Raw genomic sequence first — 19840 nt, 5'->3', positions numbered from 1 at the left:
TTTTAGGAGCCCTTAATCCCTTTTCGTAATAACCTGCGCATCCAACAGCACCTGCTTATTAGGCTGTTGATTTAGCCAGGTCATGTAATCTTCTATACTGGAATACCCATCAGGCACCTGAACCTCACAGGCCAGGGTATTACCAGAACATCCACCAGACGGAGGGTTGATGTCATACTTGGTCGGATCGAACTCCTGACCAGCCGCCCCGGTGAAATAGTAGGTCAGCACCAGGTTATTTTTAGGTGCCGGCTTCATGGCAAAGGCTCCGGCCACTGCGATCAGCAGGGCCAGGATTGGAAGGATAGATGATAATTTTTTCATGATGATTTTTTTAAGTGTAAAAAAAGAAACCCATGTGTTGCTCCTTAGGCAACATTGGTGATAGAAATATCGCCTACTTTTTTATACAGGTTTTCGGCTTACTCCCTGCGATGCATGCATCTCTTTCATTTTTCTGTTTTTATGCAGGTACCAACCCGCCACCGATACCACCAACAATACCAGGTTTACCACCAGGTGCTGCCCCCAACCCAAGCCACTCAGAAAACCTCCACAGGCACAGGGTACCCGGTCAAACACACCCAGCAACACGGCCCCCACATACAGGGTAAACGCTCCCATCAGCACCACCGACAACCGAAAACCCCATACAACCCGCTTCGGAAAAAAGAGCAAAGCCGCCACCGCCAACTCCAGCAAGGGCAGCACCCCTATCAACAGATCCGCCAACCAGCGGGCAAAGGGCTGGTTATGCATATCATGCACAAACCGCCCAAAAGCAAACCATTTGCCGAAGGCCACATAACTATACAACCCTATTAAAATCAACCGGATCAACTGTAGTATGCTGTTTTTCATAAAGCCAAATTAGCAGCAGGCAGTTATGAGGGATGCGGTTTTTTGTATGAGGGAGAGAATTAATGAGTGAATGAGTGGATGAGTGAATGAGTGGATGTTTTGATGGGTGCTAACCGCTTGTTCTGGTGAAACAATGATAGAATGATAGCATGATAGAATGAGTGAATGTTTTGATTACTGCTAACCGCATGTTCTGGTAAAGAAATGGGGGAATGGGGATGCTGGATACTAGATGCGTGACGCTCACAGCTCGTGGCTCAAAGCTAGATGCTGGAGTCGCATGCCGCAGGCAGGAACCAAAGACCAAAGACCCAATCCCACTCACGACTGACGATTCACGACTACCCATTCACTCATTCTATCATGCTATCATTCTATCATTCTCTCCTCATCCATCCAAATCATCCAGAGATATCATATTATGCTTAAGTGCATAGATGACCACACCGGCGGGGGTTCTGACGTGCATTTTGCTGAAGAGGCGGGAGCGACTATTTTCGATGGTGCGTGTGCTGAGGGAAAGGGACTCTGCAATTTCCTGGTTGGTATTCTGGTGGCATATAAGGTAGATCAGGTCTCTTTCATGATCCGTGAAGCTGGCTTTTCTTTTATGGGAAAATGGGTTATAGTTGCTTTTGCTAAGTAGTCTCACCATTTTTGCATTGGTGCTGTGGCAGAAATAAGGGAATCCCCGGATGATCTGTTCCAGCGCCGTAAAGAGTTCCTGTTTCGGCATATCCTTGGTGATATAACCACTGGCTCCCGCTTCCAGGGCCTCGATAACGGAGCTGTTGTTTTCGTAGTTGGTCAGCACCAGGCATTTGCAGGTGGGACTGGCCAGGGTGATCTGATGAATGGCCTGTGCGCCGCTGAGCATGGGCATGCGCAGGTCGGTGAGTATGATCTGTGGCTGGTGCATTTTGGCCAGGGCTACCAGTTCTTTACCATTGTGTGCTGCTGCCACCACCTGGTAGACAGACTGGGTCTGGAAGAACCCTTTAAGGCCATCCAGGTACAGCTCATGATCGTCAGCCAACAGGATCCGGATGGGTGTTTTATTCATGACAGCAGCGATTCTAAGGGAATACGAATGGATATATCTGTACCGGTGCCGGGCAGGGAATGGATGGACAGACGGGCTTTGAGGATATTTGCCCTGGACTGTACATGCGATAAACCCATACCCTTCAGCCAGGTAGCGGGCTGCCCGGGTACAAAACCGATACCGTTATCGGAGAGGGAAAGAATAACAGATCCTTTGTTCTCCCTTAGCTGTAAGGAGATACGGCTGCAACAGGCATGTTTCAACGCATTGGTGAGCAGTTCGCGTGTCAGCCGGTACAGGTGCACCGATTTAGGGAGGGAATAGTGCTGATCCCTGATCTGAATATCGGCGGTGATAGAGACAGGATGGTTGCTGGCGATCTCTTCCACCTGATCCTGTATGGCAATAGCCAGGCCGCGTGTTTCCAGGATAGCCGGCACAAAATTATACGCGATCTCTTTGATCCTGGTTCGGAGCAGCTGGGTCTGGTGGTAGATCTTTTCAACAATGGGTGTAGGGTCATGGGGCTGTAACTGCTGCGTCAGCAGGCTGATATTGGCAAGGCCCGTACCTAATTCATCATGCAGATCGATATGTATTCTTCTTCGTTCAGCATCGATCAGTTCTACTTCGCGGGCCAGTTGCAGGTGGTATTGCTGCAGGCGCAGACGGAAACGGCGGATCAGGCTTACCAGAACGATGAGCAATAGTACACTCATAAAACCAAGACTGGTCAGGAATACCTGCTTGAGATCGATGGTTGTTTGGGTATCCATAGGATGGCAATGGTGTAAGTAATATGAATCAGGATATTAATGACAGCCAGGGCCAGCCATAACTGACGGCTGACAACAGAAAAAGGGTGACTGGCAAAAAAGCTGAACAGCAGGATGAAACTGCGGTACGTATGGTATACGAAGAAAGTGAGGCTGAGAGCCAGGTCGGTCTTATGCAGCACAGGGGAGAAACCGCCCAGCATTAATTGCGTAATGGTATCCATACTGAAATACACCATGATCAGCGAAGCGCTGATCCGGAACCAAACATTGGCCTGGTTAATGCCATGTAACCAGGTATTATCGACCAGCCAGATGATCAGTCCGGCGAGTGCGGCAACGGTAAGGATTGTTTTTTCCTGTGCCTGCATCCTTAGCAGTTGCCAGAGCAGGAGCAGGTATTCGATGAGGGTATAGGCGTTGGCATTTACCTGGTTATTATGCCACCAGTGTGCCGCTGTATAACTGATGAGTTCATTCAGTGTACCTGCCAGCAATAAAATGACCAGGGGCAGGTAGCGATACGATAAACGCCGGTACCTGCCTGCGGCCACGATCAGCGGCAACAGGATAGAGCAGGCAGATACCAGCAGGATATCAAAATCGCGCATATTATTCATTTAAGGGCGAAGGTGTTGGACAGATCGGGGGGCATTGAATGGCTTCTTCCAACAGAATACCTTCATCAACTGTAAAGTTTGCCGGCCCGGTGGGGGGAAGGATATCATGTCCGTTGGCATCAACACCTACCAATACGGTACAGATACGCTGGTCGGGCTTTCGTCCTAAATATACGCGAAAAGACCGACAACCCGGTTGGTTCAGCAGCGCCAGAACAGATGCGCCATCATAGACTTCTGAAAAAAACGCAGCAGTAACAGGTGCGGTTCGGTAACGGGAGGTAAGCGCAATGGCTTCCTGCAGAGAGATTTGATTTGGTATCATATGATTAGTTTTCGACAAAAGAAGCAGATAAAAAGTATGTTGCATAGCGTATTTATACGCTAATTCTGGTGGAAAACACTCTATTTTTCCAAAAAATCCTCCCACATAAGTGGACTAAGTTAGATTTACGATTGTTTTACCATGCAGCTGTACCTGAACGATATGCCGATTGTCTGCTCGAAGCAGGTCCCTGATCGCCTGCTTCCCTACCGTTTGCCCGGTACCGAGGCAAGCGTGTGGACCGCGCCCCAATGTGCTATCCTGTTACAAAACCTGGCCATTGTAACAACCGATATCTGGTATGTAGTGGCATCGCTTAAAGAAAATGACAGGTTACAGTTGAGACAAGCGGTATCGGCGCGTTTATTTGGCATCGTTTTTTCCGGTGAATGCAGTGTTCAACTGGAAAACGAATCACCCCTGCTGCTCGACCCCACCCATTTTATTATCGGCAGCGGCAATGAAGTAGTCATCACATCTGAGTGGAAAAATAACCAGTTCCTCCATTTGCTGTTGATCCATTACCCCGAATACACCCAGGATCCGTCATCCAAACGCAATAGCTGCTGGCAAACGATCGGACGGGTAAATACCCGCCTGGTACGTTCCTGCCTGCTATTAACACAAGCTTCCTATTCGCCGAAGCCCTTACCTTTTCACCATACCTGTTTATCCTTTATCAAAGAGCTGATCCGGAATCATGTATATGGCAGAACCGGCTCCGCAGAACTCAGTCTTGACGATATCCAGCAACTGTTTTCGGTAAAACAGTATATACAGCAACATATTCGCGATACCCCCGATACCCAGTGGCTGGCACAACTGCATGGCATGAGTAAACTGAAACTGGAGAAAGGTTTTCATCACCTGTTCCAGACCAGTCCCTACCGTTTCCTGGAACTGCAAAAAATGGAACTGGCCAAACAGGAGCTGGCTTCCTATAAAAGCATCAAAGAAATTGCCCACCGCTGCGGATATAAAAACGCCACCAATTTCAGTACGGCATTCAGGAGGGTTATGGGGTGTTCGCCGGGGGAGTATAGGGCAATGAGTGAATGAGTGAATGATAGAATGAGTGAATGTTTTGATGACTGCTAACCGCATGTTCAGGTGAAGGAATGGGGGGGGATGGAGTTGCTGGATGCTGGATACTGGATGCTGGATACTGGTTGCTGGATACTGGTTGCTGGATGCTGGATGCTCATAGGTGGTTTCTGGTTCGCTGAATCTTTTGGTCTTTAGGAGGAACATTAAATACTCAGGAATTATTATTCCCTTCATCGGCTTCTTGTTCATCTGTGAGCATTGGGCTTTATGTCGTCTGCCTGAGCATAAGGATTAGCGTATTAATCATTCACTCATCCACTCATTCACTCATTCACTCATTGGTTTGTCTTTGGTCTCCCGCAGAACGGGACTGCGATTTGGCTTATTCGGAGTAGTTTGGGGGGCGCAGTTCTTTGATTGATGAAGCATTTAGCATTTGGCTTTAAGTCGTCTGCCTGCGGCATACGGATTAGCGTATTAATCATTCACTCAATCACTCATCCACTCATTGGTTTGTCTTTGGCTTGTTTGGAGTAGTTTGTGGGAGCAGTTCATTGATTAAGGAAGCATTTGGCGGTTGGCATTTAGCTTTGGGCTTGTTCGGAGTAGCTTGGGGGAGCAGTTCATTGATGGGTAGGTCGCATTGGCGAATTAACTTTGGACGGCTGCCTGCGGTAGGCGGTTAGCAGCATTCAGATTTGAGCCTCGAGCAGTGAGCATCTAGCATCTAGTATCCAGCATCTCAATCGCTGATTCATTGCCTATTCACCTTTGACCATTCACAATAATCCCATTGCTTCATCTGAATATGCGGTTAGCAGCGATCAAAACATTCACTCATCCACTCATCCACTCATTCACTCATTGCCCCCTAAAGCCTTGCATCAACGAGCCCTCTATCCAACACACTTTTTGCATCAAAGATGAGTGCGCCATTGTTTCGGAAACCGGGGAAATCGAGTTGTTGAAAGACCTGGTGGGCCACGGCGAGGATCACAGCATCTTGTTGGTAAGAGAAAGTATCCGACAGCTGGATGCCATATTCCTCCGCTACGGCTTCGCTGCTGACACAGGGATCGTATAGGGTAACCTGCAGTCCTGCATGTTGCAGGGTATGGTAAATATCCACCACTTTGGTATTACGGGTGTCGGAGCAATTCTCTTTGAAAGCAAAACCGAGGATCAAAACTTTAGCTCCGGGTAAATGCCCTTTTTTACGTGCCGCCAGAAGGGCAATGGTCTTTTCGGCAACGAATACACCCATGCCATCGTTCACTTCTCTTCCGGAAAGGATCACTTTGGGCTGGTAACCCAGCTGCATGGCTTTATGTGCCAGGTAATGCGGGTCAACGCCGATACAATGTCCACCCACCAGTCCCGGCTGAAAGGGCAGGAAGTTCCACTTGGTGGCGGCGGCTTTCAGTACTTCCTGCGTATCGATACCCATCCGATCGAAGATGAGCGACAGTTCATTCATGAAAGAGATGTTCACATCACGCTGGGCATTTTCGATGGCTTTGGCGGCTTCGGCCACTTTCATACTGGGAGCCAGATAAGTACCCGCAGTAATGACACTGGCATACAGATCGTCGATCGATCTTGCCACAGACTCCGTAGAACCGGATGTTACCTTTCGGATAGAAGTGATGGGCCGCTGTTTATCACCGGGATTGATCCGTTCCGGCGAGTATCCACAGAAGAAATCAATATTATACCGTAACCCACTCTGTTTCTCCAGTTCAGGCACACAATCCTCTTCGGTGCAACCCGGATAAACAGTTGACTCATAGATCACGATATCACCTCTTTTCAAAACACTACCCACCTGCCGCGAAGCCTGTAACAGGAAATGCAGGTCGGGTTCTTTCTGTTGGTTGAGGGGTGTGGGAACGGTAATAATATAAATGGTGCAGCCTGCGATATCCGAGAGCTGGCTGGAGAACTGAAGCTGAACGGCATCCTGTATCGTTTGCCTGTCAACCTCATGGGTACAGTCAATCCCTTGTTGCAGTTCCGATATTCTCACGGAATTGATATCATACCCGGTCACCCGGTATTTCCCCGCAAAAGCCAGTGCCAGCGGAAGTCCTACATATCCCAACCCAACAACAGCAATATGTGGCGATGCACTCATAGGGGCTAAAGGTAATGTGTTGATTTGAGAGAAGGAGGGGGAAGTTAATAGTTAGGAATTAGGAATTGATTGCAGGGGGTGCTGGATGCTGGATACTGGATGCTGGATACTGGATGTTGGATGCTGGCAACTTTCACTGACGACTGACGACTGACGACTGACGACTCACGATTAACAATTCACCATTGCCCATTCACAATTCCCCCATTGCTTCACCAGAATATGCAGTTAGCAGAAATCAAAACATTCACTCATTCACTCACCCACTCATTCACTCATTGATCTACCCTCCAACAAACACACCGCATGCGCCACCAGTCCTTCTTTGCGGCCTACGAAGCCCATTTTTTCGGTGGTGGTGGCTTTGATGGAGATGTCTTTGATGGAGATCTGGAGTATGTCAGCGATCACTTGCTGCATGGCGGGGACAAAGGGTTTGATCTTGGGGGCTTCCAGGCAGAGAGATGAATCGATATTGACAACTTTGTATCCTTCTTTTTGGATCAGTTCATAGGTTCTCGCCAACAGTATTTTGCTGTCGATATTCTTGAATTCATTAGAGGTATCGGGAAAATGCACCCCGATATCGCCCAGGCTGAGGGCTCCCAGCATGGCATCGCAGATGGCGTGTAACAGTACATCCGCATCACTATGTCCCAGTGCACCCATATCATGTGGAATCTGTACGCCACCTATGAACAGGTCCCTGCCTGTAACCAACTGATGAAAATCTATTCCATATCCGATCCGTAAACGCATACAAGTGATTTTAATACTGCTTCAATGTTTATTTTGGTAAATGTAGTGAGAATTGTTGGGGGGACTAGATACTGGATACTAGATACTGGATACTAGATACTGGTTGCTGGATACTCATGGCCAGCAGGTTCTCAGCATTCACTCATCCACTCATCCACTCATTCACTCATTGTCTTCTGCTACTCCCCGCTCCCATTCAGGTTGAATACGATGCCAAAACGAAGGGTATTCGATAAGGGGTTACGTGTAACGCCGCTGCCGGAGGGGACCAGGTAGGAGAAGTTCACCTGCATCTGGTCGATGGAGAAACCGGCGCCAACGGAGAAAAATTTTCGGTTGCCGCGGTTCTTGTTCTCATAAAAATAGCCGGCACGGACAAAGAACTGGTTATTATAGGCATACTCTGCGCCCAATGAGGCCTGCAGCGATTTGAGCTGGCTACTGCCATCACTGAATGATTTCATCCAGCTGGACACTACGCTGGTGGAACGGTAATCGACCAGTCTTGCAGAGTCCACGGAATAATTACCGGTGGCCTGTGGCGCAGTAGGTACCAGCAGTTTATTGATATCCAGCCCGAACGTGATCTTGTTCATTTCGTTGATGGCTTTGGTATAGGTGAGCCCCAGTCCCAGGTTGGCGGGTATGAAATCCTTGTTGCGCGAGTCGTTGGTGTAACCCACTTTGCTGCCCAGGTTAGATAAAGTGACTCCCCAGTTCAATCCCTCCCCTTCTTCATTCACACCATGATAGAACAGCGACACATCGCCTGCCACTGCATTACCGGCTTTGTACACCACGCCAGTACCCACATCGCCCACCACCAGTCTGGAATTGATGTAACGCAATGCCACACCGATACTGAGTTTTTCATTCAGGATACGTGAATAACCGGCATCCATTGAAAATTCACTGGGTTTTACCGTGTTCAGAATATTACCGGAATAATCGGTGAGCTGAATATTTCCCAGACTGAAAAAACGGATGGAGGTAGAAATGGCCTGCCGTTCATCCAGCTGGTGATAAGCAGCCAGGCTGGCCAGGTACACATCTGTCAATCCCAGGTCCTTTAACCAGGGCGTATAGTTTAGGGCGATCGCCGATTTCTTTTTGGCAAAAGGTACTTTGGCCAGGTTCCAGAAAGGCGCATTGGCATCGGGTGAAGTGGCAATGGCCAGATCGCCCATACCTCCTGCCCTGGCATCGGGAGATATACGCAGGAAGGGTACTGCGGTAGATACGATATTAATAGAATCGGCCTGCGCCCTGGCAACACCATGGATACAGAACATAATTGCCAGACAGGCACTGATCTTCTTAAGAATCGAACGCATCAACAATGGTTTTAGACTGCCCCATAAGCCAAAGCAAACAGAACAGTAACAATAAATAGGATTTAGGGATATACCCATCTCTGGTTCTCTGTAAGAGCAGTAAACCAGAGCCAACGCTTGCCGGTGCCCGACAAAGTTTTCAGGCTATTCTTACAAACAGCCCGGGCGGTATACTACAATACTATTAAATTAATGTGTAACGTTAAGAACCAAAAAATGTAGAAATCAAACCATTCAGTCAGTTTTAGAGAAGAATCAGTTGCCGGGCAGTTTCGGCCCGATCGGTTTTGGTGGCAACGATTATTTTGTAAATATAGATACCTTTTTTCAGTTTTGAACCCGACTGGTCGGCCCCGTCCCAATTTATCTGGCAGTTACGGGTACCACCGGTATTGACCGTTTTCCTGATCTGTTTTACCAGCCCGCCACCCATATGGTAGATGCCGATGGTGATATCCAGGTCCGTATCGGGCTGGTTGTGTTCAAAGGCAAAAGTGGTGGCACTGCTGAACGGGTTGGGGAAGTTCCGAACCGCTGCTATCTGCAGGCGGTTCTGCTTCAACACCTGGCAATCCAGGCTCACTTCGCTGGAGTTATTGGCCACATCCCAGGCTTTGATGCGGATGGTATGTTTGCCCTCGCTAAGCGTGGGTAACTGGTACCGTACCCGGCCCCGTTGGTAGCTATCCTGGTCGGCCGTATAAAAATCGTTCAGCACCAGGATGCTTCTTTCCACCCCATCGATCACTGCGGTAATATCATGACCGATACCCGTACCGGAGGTATTGATGCCCGATGAATCGTATAGTTTCAGCAGCAGCACCGGGTTCTCGTGGGTCAGTCCGCCATTCTGGAACTGGTCATCATTCAGGTAAGGCAGGATCTGCGGGCCGGTGCGGTCTGCTAACACGGAAGTTCCGGTTCCGCCAATGGCCAGGTCTGCCTGCACACCATTGGCATCTTTTACGCCATCCTGCGCATACAGGCTGATCCTGGCTTTGCCTGCGGCATAGTTGATGTCTTTGGGAACCACAAATGTGAAACGGAACTTTCCGTTGGTGACAGTGGCGTTGCCTTTGTACAAAATATTCGTCTGCTGCTGAAACGTCACCACTTTACTGCCCGCATCATTACCCAGTGTCTTGACAGTCTGTGCCTGATCGTATACGGTCGAGTAAACGGTTCCGTTAAAACCGTTCTGCAGCCTGCCCTGTGCATCGGTCACTTCACCGGTGAAAGTATATGGCTGGAGCGCGCATAATGTATCGTTCGTGCCGATGGCATGGCCGTTGATGCCGGTGAGCCGCACCCTTCCTTCGGGGAAGGCGAGGCGTAGGGCGGGATCTCCGAGTAAAGTGAACTTGCGGTTATTCAGCAGGTCACCGGTGCTGAGCGAAGTATAGTTCTTAGCCTGTTGCACCGATTCGCCCAGGGTCAGGTAACGACCGTCGGGCAAGGGTTTCAGAGCAATGGACAGGTAGTTCTCGTTCATTTGCCGGTTACTGTACGCAAACACCAGCCTTGTGGTGGTGAGCAGGGCGATGGCGCCATGCGCATTACCGGTAAGGATGGCGGCACCCAGTGAATTTTTGGATGGATCATCATGCGGAGCAAAATCGCAACTGGCAGTGATGAACAGCGGCAGTTTATCGGGATTATTGAAACGGGCCAGTTCTTCCTGTGTGAGTACCGCTTCATCGGCAAGACGCAGGTAACTGCCATGGCCGCTGTAATTCACCAGTAAAGCCCCATTGAAGACCTGCCCAACGATGGCATCATTCACCACCGGATACCGGGCACCCGCACTGGTACTTACGGCCGGGTACGCATCCAGGTAGATCTTGTTGGGATTGAGCAAAGGATTGACCGAACTGGCCACTGTTGTAATGGCTTCCGCATCTTCGAGGTGCAGGTTCTGGTCGCGATCATCGGCCACAAAAACGGTCTGGTTGCGCCAGCTGCCGAGACTGGAGGCGGACTGGTAACGGATGATCTTATCCACCATGGTCTTAGCCTCTGCCAGGTTACGCGCGGGGATCCTGCCGATCCCGATGTCCAGCGTCATGCGCGGATCATTCCGGTTGATATCATCGGTATCGTCCAGCAAGCCGAAAAAATCGTCCGAAGTATGCGTCAGTAATGGCTCAAAAGAATTCACCGATTCATAACCCGGCACCAGGTTACTGTTACCATTGATGCGGTAACGATAATCGTAAGAGGCACTGCCAAAGAGCAACAGGTAGCGGGGCCGGTCGGAGAGATTGGCGCCCGCTTTATCGAAATACATTTTTACAAGATCACGTAATGCTGAAGGATCGGGTGTGCCACCTGAAAATTCCAGATACACCTGGTCGGTATTGACCACCACTGTTCGATACCCATTTCGTTGCTGGTGAAAAGCAGCGAGTCGCTGCGCTTCTGTAAGCAGGGAAGGATGACTGAGGATGATATAATCCACCGCCGTTGTATTGTGAAGGTCCTGGTTGGCTATTTTACCCATGACAACAGGCGTTAACAGACCGGTACCCGAAAAAGCCACATACTCACGCAAACGGGATGCATCCCTGGTAAAAACAGATTGTACGGCAGTATTTGTCACCCGCATGGCCAATGGCTGCAGGGGGTCTGTGACCTCCCATACAGACAAGGCACCGCCATTATTGGTAATACTGAATTGCGCCACCGAACCGTTTGCCACCGATGCCCAGTCGCGGAACAATAACTGTCCGCCGGGAGTGAAGGTCAAAGCCCTTCGCCCATGCAGTTCAAACCAGTTCAGCCATCCCTGGCTGCCTGCCACACCAGGTGTATATGCCAGGTTCAGTGCAAGGCTGTTCTGCGAAACGGTCCAGTTACTGGTATGGGCGGCAGTACTGGCGAATGCGTCCAGGAAATATCCTGATACAGCCGGCAGGTTCACCGTTTGTGCCGTTTGACCGTTCAGCCTGACCGAAAAACGACTATTGCCCCCCACAGAGCGGCTGGCCAGCTCTGTGACCAGTGTAACCGGCTGGCTCTGCTGTAATCCGGGCCAGTCTACCGTAAAAGTCCGGCTGCTGTTGCCGCCCAGCTGGTCATTGAATTCTTCGCCCAGCCATTCTTTTCCGCTGTTCAGCAGGTTCACCCGGTCGTTCTCATAAAAATAGCGCTCCTGGAAACTGTTCACCGTAATGGTAGCCACAGGGGATGTTGCGGCACTGTTGATCCGTTTACCCGTTCCGCCGATGGTGATAAAATAATAGGCAGTATCGGCATACAGGTTTTTCTGGTGCCGGAAGCGCTGGTTGGCACTGTCACGAAGCCATCTGTGAGGACCGGGTGCATAGAACAGGAAATAATCGGAGCCATTGAAAAGTCCGTCCCCCCCATCTACCACTTCAATGGGGTTCTCGATAAGGTCGTCGGGACGGGCAACCGCATTGTTCTCATCCAGCATGGCGCCACCATTTCCATAGAAACGGATGGCGGAAGAAGAAATAGCCGCGGTAGATATACCGAGCGAGGACAGGAAAGGCAGATCGACCTTGTACACCCCCTCGCGGGTAACGGCTATGCGGTACCAGTTGCCTGTGGCCAGCACGGAATGCGGGGTATAGACCCTTTGTGCCCATAGAAAATTACTACCCAGCACCAGGGAAATCCCTACCAAAAAAAAAGACCGCAGGTTCATACAAATCTAAGATCGGTAAATAATGCAGGCAGCAACAAGCCGCCACAGCGAATCAGGTTTAAAATTAGGCTTTTGCTAACATCAAAGCGGATGAGCATATTAGCGGATTAGTCAAAATCTTATATATTCGCATAGACGTATCTTAGAGAAACCCAATATTCCAAATTCAATCTATTGACATGCAGTTATTGAAAACAACCAGAAATGTAGTTTTACTTCTGGCAGTGGCAGGTTCTGTGGCCTCCTGTAGTATGCTGAAAAAGAAAAAGGAGCAGTCTACGGCAACCGGTTGGAATTACAATGATAAAGACCAGGGCAACTTCTCGGTTGCCAAACCAGCGGATGTAAAAACCGCACCGGGACTGGTATTTGTTCAGGGTGGTACTTTTACCATGGGCGCCGCACAGGAAGATGTGATGGGCGACTGGAACAATATCCCCCGCCGTATTACGGTCAACTCCTTTTTTATTGATAAGACCGAAGTGGCCAATGTGCATTACCGCGAGTACCTGTACTGGCTGGAGAACGTGTTCGGACAGGCCGGTATGGATTCTGTAGTGGACCAGGCCAAACCGGATACCCTGGTCTGGAGAAGTGAGCTGGCTTTCAACGAACCCTATGTGGAGTATTATTTCCGCCACCCTTCTTACAACTATTACCCCGTGGTAGGTGTGAGCTGGAAACAGGCCACTGAATACTGTATCTGGCGTACGGACCGTGTGAACGAGCTGACCCTGATGAACAAGGGTTTCCTGGACAAGCGCAGCCAGATCAAAAAAGAAATGAATGGTGCGGGTCAGGACAACTTTAACAGCAAAGCCTATATCATGGGCGAATACCAGGCAACCCCTGGCAAGCAGGCCACATCAAAAAGTAATCCGCTGAAAGATGCCCAGGGTCGTCCCAGGGCACAGGTGAAATTTGAAGACGGGATCATCTTCGGTGATTACCGCCTGCCAACAGAAGCCGAGTGGGAATATGCCGCTTATGGTTATATCATGCAGAACCCGCAGAAAAAGCAGAAAGGCAATGCACGTGGCGAGGAAGTGATCTCCAACAAACAGATCTATTCCTGGAAAAACGACGGCTTTGACAATATCCGTTACACCAAAAAAAGCGCGTTCCAGGGAGCTTTCCTGGCCAACTTTAAACGTGGCGCCGGTGACAACATGGGTGTGGCCGGTGGTTTGAACGATAATGCCGCCATCCCTGCAGAAGTGACTTCTTTCATGCCTAACGGTTTTGGCCTGTATAACATGAGTGGCAACGTGAACGAGTGGGTGATGGATGTATACCGCCCGGTTACCAATGATGGCGATGATGATTTTAACCCTTACCGTGGTAACGTGTTCCAGAAAGTGGACATGAGCGGTGGTGCAGGTAACCTGAGAGACGATAAAGGCCGTATCAAAATGATCCCCGAATCAGATTCGGCCCTGCGTAACCGCAGAAACTACCAGAAATCTTATGCCACCAACTACCTGGATGGTGACTCCACCAGCAACGTATTGTACAACTACGGTATCACCACCCTGATCTCCGATAAATCAAGGGTATACAAAGGTGGTAGCTGGAACGACAGGGCCTACTGGCTGGCACCCGGTGCACGCCGTTTCCTGGAAGAGGACCTGAGCACCAAAGAACTGGGCTTCCGTTGTGCCATGAACCATTATGGCCCCGCAGAATCCACATCCCGTAAAGCAAAAACCGGCATTTTCTTACCGACCCGCCGAAACAAACGATAACATCTCTGATTTTTATGATTATTATATGATGACGCAGATGAATATACCTTCTCAACGAAATCATACAAAAATCATAGAAATCTGAGATCAGGAAAAGGTAGAAATACAGCAAAAGCCATCCCGGATTGGGGTGGCTTTTTATGTAATGAGTGAATGAGTGGATGATAGAATGAGTGAATGGGGGGGGACGTTACTGGATGCTGGTTGCTGGTTGCTGGTTGCTGGATGCTCACGGCTCATAGCTCGCCGCTAATTCACCAATATTAAATAAGTTTGACAAATAAAATAGTTACCGTGAACATAGCAGAATTATACAAGATCTTCAAGCAACATCCTTCCGTGCAGACAGATACGAGGAAACTGAAGCCGGGTGATATTTTCTTTGCACTGAGAGGCCCTAATTTCAATGGCAACGAGTTTGCCAAACAGTCACTGGAAGCCGGTGCGGCTTATGCCGTGGTGGATGAGGAGGTAGATCCCTCGGACAACCGACTGATCAAAGTGGCTAACACCTTAGCTGCCTTACAGGAACTGGCCCATTATCATCGCCGCCAATTTACCATACCTTTTATCGGTATCACTGGGAGTAATGGAAAAACCACCAGCAAGGAACTGATCTATGCTGTGCTCTCCTCGCATTACAAGACCTACACCACTCAGGGTAACCTGAATAACCATATTGGCGTACCGCTTACCTTACTCGGTGTGCAGCCCGATGCGGAAATGGCTGTGATAGAGATGGGCGCCAATCACCAGAAAGAAATAGCCGGTTATTGTCTGTATACCGAACCCACCCACGGTTTGATTACCAATTGTGGCAAAGCACACCTGGAAGGTTTTGGCGGTGTGGAAGGGGTAAGAAAAGGAAAGGGGGAACTTTATGATTACCTGTCGGGGCACGACGGCACCGCGTTTGTATATGCCGATTATGATTACCTGCAAACCATGAGCCGGGCAGTACCACATATTGTACACTATGGTAAAAACCAGGGACTGGTACAGGGTGAAGTGCTGTCCAGCCAACCTTTTCTGGAAGTGGCTATCACACAGGGTCTTGCAAAACCCTGCACCATTCAAACACAATTGGTGGGCGATTATAACCTGCCCAATATTCTCTGCGCCGTAGTGATCGGTAAATATTTTTCTGTTCCGGAAGAAAAGATCATTGCTGCCATTGAACAATATGTTCCCTCCAACAATCGATCGCAGTTAGTGCAAAAAGGTTCCAATACCATTGTACTGGATGCTTACAATGCCAACCCAACCAGTATGAAAGCGGCCATTGAGAATTTTGCCAAGCTGCCGGCAACCCATAAAGTATTGATGCTGGGTGGCATGATGGAGCTGGGCAATGAGAGTGTTGCCGAACATGAGGACATCATCCGACTTATCCAACAGTACCCCTGGAAAGAAGTGGTGCTGGTAGGCGGCGACTTCAGAAGAGTGGATCACGACTATACCTTTTTCCCCGATTCAGCTGCAGCCGCTCAATGGTTTGCCCAACAGAATTTTGAACACACCCATTTTCTCATCAAGGGCTCCAGGAGCATGCAGATGGAGAAGATATTGCAGGGGTGAGGGGGGCTGGATCAATGAGTGAATGAGTGGATGATAGAATGAGTGAATGTTTTGATCGCTGCTAACCTCATATTTTGGCAAAGCAATTGGATTATTGTGAATGGACAATTGTGAATTGTCAGTCGTGAGTCGTCAGTGAGGAGTGAAATGCTGGATGCTAGAAGCTCACAGCTCGTGGCTCAAAGCTAGATGCTGGAGCCGTATGCCGCAGGCAGATGTCCAAAGCCAACGCGCCGGATCAATGAGTGGATGATAGAATGAGTGAATGTTGTGATCGCTGCTAACTTCATATTTTGGCAAAGCAATTGGATTATTGTGAATGGACAATTGTGAATTGTCAGTAGTGAGTCGTCAGTGAGGAGTGAAATGCTGGATGCTAGAAGCTCACAGCTCGTGGCTCAAAGCTAGATGCTGGAGCCGTATGCCGCAGGCAGATGTCCAAAGCCAACGCGCCGGATCAATGAGTGAATGAGTGGATGATAGAATGAGTGAATGTTGTGATCGCTGCTAACCTCATATTTTGGCAAAGCAATTGGATTATTGTGAATGGGCAATTGTGAATTGTCAGTCGTGAGTCGTCAGTGAGGAGTGAAATGCTGGATGCTAGAAGCTCACAGCTCGTGGCTCAAAGCTAGATGCTGGAGCCGCCTGCCACAGGGAGGCGCCCAAAGCCAACGCGCCGGATCAATGAGTGAATGTTTTGATCGCTGCTAACCTCATATTTTGGCAAAGCAATTGGATTATTGTGAATGGGCAATTGTGAATTGTCAGTCGTGAGCGCATGCCTCAGGCAGACGACATAAAGCCCAATGCCAAATGCTAACCGCCAAATGCTTCACTAATTAATGACCTGCTCTCCCAAACTACACCGAACAAGTCAAAGACAAACCAATTGAGTGAATGAGTGGATGAGTGATTGAATGAATGTTTAATACGATAATCCGTATGCCTCAGGCAGACGACTTAAAGCCAAATGCCAAATGCTAGCCGCCAAATGCTTCACTAATCAATGAACTACTACCCCAATCTACTCCGAACAAGCCAATGGCCAAAGACTAAAGACTAAAGACCAAATCCCACTCCCGACTGACGACTCTCACCTCTCTACTGACAATTCAGTACCTTTGCACCCGAATCAACAGCAAGTATATGCCAGAGCAGAAGAAAAGGTATTACCTGACCAGTATACTCGGCAACCGTTGTCCCCGGTGCCGTGAGGGAAAGGTTTTTGAGAAAGACAGTGCTTACCAGAAAAACAGCATCCACATGCACGAGCACTGTCCTGTTTGCGGACAACCCACAGAAATTGAAGTAGGCTTTTATTACGGAACCGGTTATGTGAGCTATGCACTCAGTATTGCCGTGCTGGTGGCCACTTTCGTTGCCTGGAAAGTGCTGATCGGCGTTACGTTTTCTATCGACGACAACCGCATATTTTACTGGATGGGAACCGCATTCACCATCCTCCTGATACTGCAACCGGTATTGATGCGTTTATCCAGGATATTATGGCTCAGTTGGTTCGTTAAATACGATCCCAACTGGAGAAACAAACCCAAGCCCAAAGCAGAGAGAATCGTTCCGGAACATATGAAAAATTGGTGATCGCGGCAGGCGTCAATCGTCAGTCGTCAATCGTGAGTAGTCAGTAGGGAGCGGGTAGTTGTTGGCAGATGTGAATAGGCAATGAATCAGCGAGAACCTCATTCACAATTGACCATTGACAATTCACCACTCACCACTCACGTCCCCTACCCCTTCTTCCTGTTAAACTGCGTAGTATCAAACGCATACTTCGTTCCGTTGGTGAAGTCGTAGCGGCTGCGGGCCAGGAAGAGGCTGAATTGGAGCATCTTTTTCATCACCACTTTTTTCTTATCGGGATAGGTAAGGCTGATCTTGTTATCGTCCAGCCGCACAAATTCATACTTCAGCGAATCGGCACCCGCAACAGCAAATACAGCCCTGGCACGTGTGGCACTGGTAAGGTGTAGTTTCTGGCCATTGAACTGCCACACCAATTGATCCTTTTCTGTCTGGATGGCAGCATACTGCACATGAGCGGAGTCTCCTTTTACCAACTGGTAGGCATAGGTCTTAACTACATAATTACCCAGGCGACTTACATAGAGATAACTGCTGTCCCTGGTACCGGGTATGAGCCAGTTATCATTCGTGAACAACTGCTCAAGTGCATTGTAATCGTTCAGGTAAGAAAGATTGGTGCGGATGGACTCAGCCATTTTCACTGTATCTGCCGCTTTGTTCTCTTCCGCTTTTTCTTCCTGGTTACCGCCCTGGCAGGCTGCTAATAAAAAAAGGATGCCGAAAACACTATTCCTGATGATGTTCATGGTAGCTGATTTTCTGTTGACAAAACTATAAAACTACTGGTATACAAAAGCCGCCCCGGGAATACGGAGCGGCTTCGATAGGATATTAATGCCTTATTTAAAAGAGGTCCAGGTTTTCCACCAGGTATCGCCAACTGCGCAGGCTCCTTTATAGGATACTACGGTAAAGTCTGGTTTACCAGTGGTAGAGGTCTTCAATTTAGCACTGCTGAAATCAGCACCGGTAGCTGCGGCTGCAGTAGCTGAGCTTGGGTTGAAATCAGGCGCACTGTAATTGAAAGGTGCTGTGATACCGGCATCAGTATTATTAGCCAGTAACACGTTACCGTAGGCGGTTGTATTTACCCAATCGGTAATAGTGGCTTTGGTAGCACCGGTTGGAGCCGTAGTGCTGGCAGCATAACTAACCGCATTGGTGGTTACCCCTGCAATGATATTGTTCCTGAAATTCAGTCCACCGGCAGGATCCAGGTTTTTGTCGGTTGGGGTTCCTTTACTTGCATCGATCAGTAATCCATTTACCGAACCGCCGTTCCATCCCAGGAAGATAGAGTTCATGATGCTCTGCTCAGAGTTTCTGCGGATCTGCGCACCAGCCAGGAACAGGCTATTTCCTTTTGAATTGGCGGTTTCTTTTGGTCCAACCAGTGTCATGTTACTGAACACAGCATTGGTTTTGGTTGGCGTGATGGCCACAGGATTATTGGCACTAACCGGGATGGTTGTCATGAAAGTAGTCCTGTCAGAACCATTCGCATCGTTATCGCTTTCAAAAGCTTCACTCTTGGAGATATCTGCAATAGCTGAATCACGTAGTGAGATACCGAACTGTACTTTTCCGCTGAAACCGTTATCGGTATCAAAGTCGTCATCCAGGGTACGGAATGAGATCAGGTGTTTACAGTTAACAGAACCACCGAACCACTCGAATGAATCATCGTTGGCATAAGATACCTGTACATAGTCCACGATGGTCTGGTTACCCACGCCACCCAGGGTCAACCCGTTGATCTCTTTATCTGGCAGGAATGCATATCCTGCATATTCGATCCTCACATAACGCAGGATACCGCTGTTATCGGCCAGGTTGGAAGAAGTGGCGCCCAGGCCATACAGACCCAAGCCATCACTGTTATTGATACCACCCTCAATTTCACCGATACCGTCCACGCCATTGAAAGATGAGTTATTAGGTGCCTGACCCAGGATCACCAGGCCGGCCCAGTCGCCACGCTGTGGGGTAGCAGCTTCAGAAGTAAATACAATGGGTTTATCTGCAGTACCATCAGCGATGATTTTGGCACCACGGGTAATGATCAGGGCACCGTTTCTGCCGTTCTCACCCACGATCTTGGTTCCCGGTTCAATGGTCAGGATGGCACCATTGGTTACATACACCAGTCCGCGCAGTTTATATGTGTACGCAGCTTTCAGGGTAAGGTTGTTAATGATACGACCTTCCAGGATAGTGTTCTCTGCTGTAGGAGACGGAGTAGTAACTGTTGTAGTACCACCATCTACTTCGATCTTACGACAACTGGTTGCGAACAAACCAGCCGAAGCAATCAGGATTAGTAACTTTTTCATTGTTG

At 48.9% G+C, this 19840-nt stretch carries 16 protein-coding genes; 4 read left to right on the top strand and 12 right to left on the bottom strand.

Features of this window, described 5'->3' with window-relative positions:
* Window positions 1–12: 12 nt before the first annotated feature.
* From ACH3Y6_RS15600 to ACH3Y6_RS15575, 6 genes are all read right to left on the bottom strand, one after another.
* On the bottom strand, window positions 13–324 hold the full coding sequence (locus ACH3Y6_RS15600; protein ID WP_490836557.1) for a DUF6520 family protein: 312 nt from the start codon (window positions 322–324) through the stop codon (window positions 13–15).
* Between the two features lie 81 nt (window positions 325–405).
* Window positions 406–861 (bottom strand): MauE/DoxX family redox-associated membrane protein, encoded by a 456-nt coding sequence (locus ACH3Y6_RS15595; RefSeq protein WP_490836556.1) that lies wholly within the window; start codon window positions 859–861, stop codon window positions 406–408.
* A 388-nt stretch (window positions 862–1249) separates the two neighbouring features.
* Entirely contained in the window at window positions 1250–1924 is a 675-nt protein-coding gene (locus tag ACH3Y6_RS15590) for a response regulator (RefSeq protein WP_490836555.1), read from the bottom strand.
* On the bottom strand, window positions 1921–2682 hold the full coding sequence (locus tag ACH3Y6_RS15585; protein WP_490836554.1) for a sensor histidine kinase: 762 nt from the start codon (window positions 2680–2682) through the stop codon (window positions 1921–1923). Before ACH3Y6_RS15585 ends, ACH3Y6_RS15590 begins: the two co-directional genes overlap by 4 nt.
* Entirely contained in the window at window positions 2640–3293 is a 654-nt protein-coding gene (locus tag ACH3Y6_RS15580) for a hypothetical protein (protein WP_490836553.1), read from the bottom strand. Before ACH3Y6_RS15580 ends, ACH3Y6_RS15585 begins: the two co-directional genes overlap by 43 nt.
* Window position 3294: 1 nt before the next feature.
* Window positions 3295–3627: a hypothetical protein gene (locus ACH3Y6_RS15575; protein WP_490836552.1), complete on the bottom strand. Its 333-nt coding sequence runs from the start codon at window positions 3625–3627 to the stop codon at window positions 3295–3297.
* Between the two features lie 141 nt (window positions 3628–3768).
* Here ACH3Y6_RS15575 and ACH3Y6_RS15570 point away from each other — a divergent pair, with 141 nt between their 5' ends.
* Entirely contained in the window at window positions 3769–4686 is a 918-nt protein-coding gene (locus ACH3Y6_RS15570) for a helix-turn-helix domain-containing protein (RefSeq protein WP_490836551.1), read from the top strand.
* 859 nt (window positions 4687–5545) lie between these two features.
* Here the strand turns inward: ACH3Y6_RS15570 and ACH3Y6_RS15565 are convergent.
* The 4 genes from ACH3Y6_RS15565 to porU all read right to left on the bottom strand — a co-directional run bounded on the left by ACH3Y6_RS15565 (window position 5546) and on the right by porU (window position 12550).
* Complete coding sequence (locus ACH3Y6_RS15565; RefSeq protein ID WP_490836550.1) at window positions 5546–6808, bottom strand: nucleotide sugar dehydrogenase; 1263 nt, start codon at window positions 6806–6808, stop codon at window positions 5546–5548.
* A gap of 267 nt (window positions 6809–7075) precedes the next feature.
* Entirely contained in the window at window positions 7076–7567 is a 492-nt protein-coding gene (gene ispF / locus ACH3Y6_RS15560) for a 2-C-methyl-D-erythritol 2,4-cyclodiphosphate synthase (protein WP_490836549.1), read from the bottom strand.
* Between the two features lie 179 nt (window positions 7568–7746).
* Complete coding sequence (gene porV, locus ACH3Y6_RS15555) at window positions 7747–8901, bottom strand: type IX secretion system outer membrane channel protein PorV (protein ID WP_490836548.1); 1155 nt, start codon at window positions 8899–8901, stop codon at window positions 7747–7749.
* 244 nt (window positions 8902–9145) lie between these two features.
* Window positions 9146–12550 carry a type IX secretion system sortase PorU gene (gene porU / locus ACH3Y6_RS15550; protein ID WP_490836547.1) on the bottom strand — a complete coding sequence of 1135 codons (3405 nt, stop codon included), beginning with the start codon at window positions 12548–12550 and terminating at the stop codon, window positions 9146–9148.
* 200 nt (window positions 12551–12750) lie between these two features.
* Between porU and ACH3Y6_RS15545 the strand changes: the two genes are divergently transcribed.
* The 3 genes from ACH3Y6_RS15545 to ACH3Y6_RS15535 all read left to right on the top strand — a co-directional run bounded on the left by ACH3Y6_RS15545 (window position 12751) and on the right by ACH3Y6_RS15535 (window position 17499).
* Complete coding sequence (locus ACH3Y6_RS15545) at window positions 12751–14316, top strand: SUMF1/EgtB/PvdO family nonheme iron enzyme (RefSeq protein ID WP_490836546.1); 1566 nt, start codon at window positions 12751–12753, stop codon at window positions 14314–14316.
* A gap of 294 nt (window positions 14317–14610) precedes the next feature.
* On the top strand, window positions 14611–15894 hold the full coding sequence (locus tag ACH3Y6_RS15540) for a UDP-N-acetylmuramoyl-tripeptide--D-alanyl-D-alanine ligase (RefSeq protein ID WP_490836545.1): 1284 nt from the start codon (window positions 14611–14613) through the stop codon (window positions 15892–15894).
* 1149 nt (window positions 15895–17043) lie between these two features.
* The gene (locus ACH3Y6_RS15535; protein ID WP_490836544.1) at window positions 17044–17499 is read left to right on the top strand and encodes a DUF983 domain-containing protein; all 456 of its coding nucleotides are present in this window, start codon (window positions 17044–17046) and stop codon (window positions 17497–17499) included.
* 146 nt (window positions 17500–17645) lie between these two features.
* Here the strand turns inward: ACH3Y6_RS15535 and ACH3Y6_RS15530 are convergent, their stop codons facing one another.
* Both ACH3Y6_RS15530 and ACH3Y6_RS15525 read right to left on the bottom strand, forming a co-directional pair.
* A complete protein-coding gene (locus ACH3Y6_RS15530) occupies window positions 17646–18248 on the bottom strand; it encodes a hypothetical protein (protein WP_490836543.1) in 603 nt (200 codons plus the stop codon).
* A 93-nt stretch (window positions 18249–18341) separates the two neighbouring features.
* Entirely contained in the window at window positions 18342–19835 is a 1494-nt protein-coding gene (locus ACH3Y6_RS15525; RefSeq protein ID WP_490836542.1) for a beta-helix domain-containing protein, read from the bottom strand.
* Window positions 19836–19840: the final 5 nt, after the last annotated feature.

The organism is Sediminibacterium sp. FW305-C-269 (genome assembly GCF_058231045.1).
The sequence above is the reverse complement of the archived record's forward strand: the minus strand, read 5'-3'. Positions and strand labels throughout refer to the sequence as shown.

Excerpts from the sequence above, each read along its gene's own strand:
- ACH3Y6_RS15600 (WP_490836557.1), bottom strand. The coding sequence starts at position 324 with ATGAAAAAATTATCATCTATCCTTCCAATCCTGGCCCTGCTGATCGCA.
- ACH3Y6_RS15595 (WP_490836556.1), bottom strand. The coding sequence starts at position 861 with ATGAAAAACAGCATACTACAGTTGATCCGGTTGATTTTAATAGGGTTG.
- ACH3Y6_RS15590 (WP_490836555.1), bottom strand. The coding sequence starts at position 1,924 with ATGAATAAAACACCCATCCGGATCCTGTTGGCTGACGATCATGAGCTG.
- ACH3Y6_RS15585 (WP_490836554.1), bottom strand. The coding sequence starts at position 2,682 with ATGGATACCCAAACAACCATCGATCTCAAGCAGGTATTCCTGACCAGT.
- ACH3Y6_RS15580 (WP_490836553.1), bottom strand. The coding sequence starts at position 3,293 with ATGCGCGATTTTGATATCCTGCTGGTATCTGCCTGCTCTATCCTGTTG.
- ACH3Y6_RS15575 (WP_490836552.1), bottom strand. The coding sequence starts at position 3,627 with ATGATACCAAATCAAATCTCTCTGCAGGAAGCCATTGCGCTTACCTCC.
- ACH3Y6_RS15570 (WP_490836551.1), top strand. The coding sequence starts at position 3,769 with ATGCAGCTGTACCTGAACGATATGCCGATTGTCTGCTCGAAGCAGGTC.
- ACH3Y6_RS15565 (WP_490836550.1), bottom strand. The coding sequence starts at position 6,808 with ATGAGTGCATCGCCACATATTGCTGTTGTTGGGTTGGGATATGTAGGA.
- ispF (WP_490836549.1), bottom strand. The coding sequence starts at position 7,567 with ATGCGTTTACGGATCGGATATGGAATAGATTTTCATCAGTTGGTTACA.
- porV (WP_490836548.1), bottom strand. The coding sequence starts at position 8,901 with ATGCGTTCGATTCTTAAGAAGATCAGTGCCTGTCTGGCAATTATGTTC.
- ACH3Y6_RS15545 (WP_490836546.1), top strand. The coding sequence starts at position 12,751 with ATGCAGTTATTGAAAACAACCAGAAATGTAGTTTTACTTCTGGCAGTG.
- ACH3Y6_RS15535 (WP_490836544.1), top strand. The coding sequence starts at position 17,044 with ATGCCAGAGCAGAAGAAAAGGTATTACCTGACCAGTATACTCGGCAAC.
- ACH3Y6_RS15530 (WP_490836543.1), bottom strand. The coding sequence starts at position 18,248 with ATGAACATCATCAGGAATAGTGTTTTCGGCATCCTTTTTTTATTAGCA.
- ACH3Y6_RS15525 (WP_490836542.1), bottom strand. The coding sequence starts at position 19,835 with ATGAAAAAGTTACTAATCCTGATTGCTTCGGCTGGTTTGTTCGCAACC.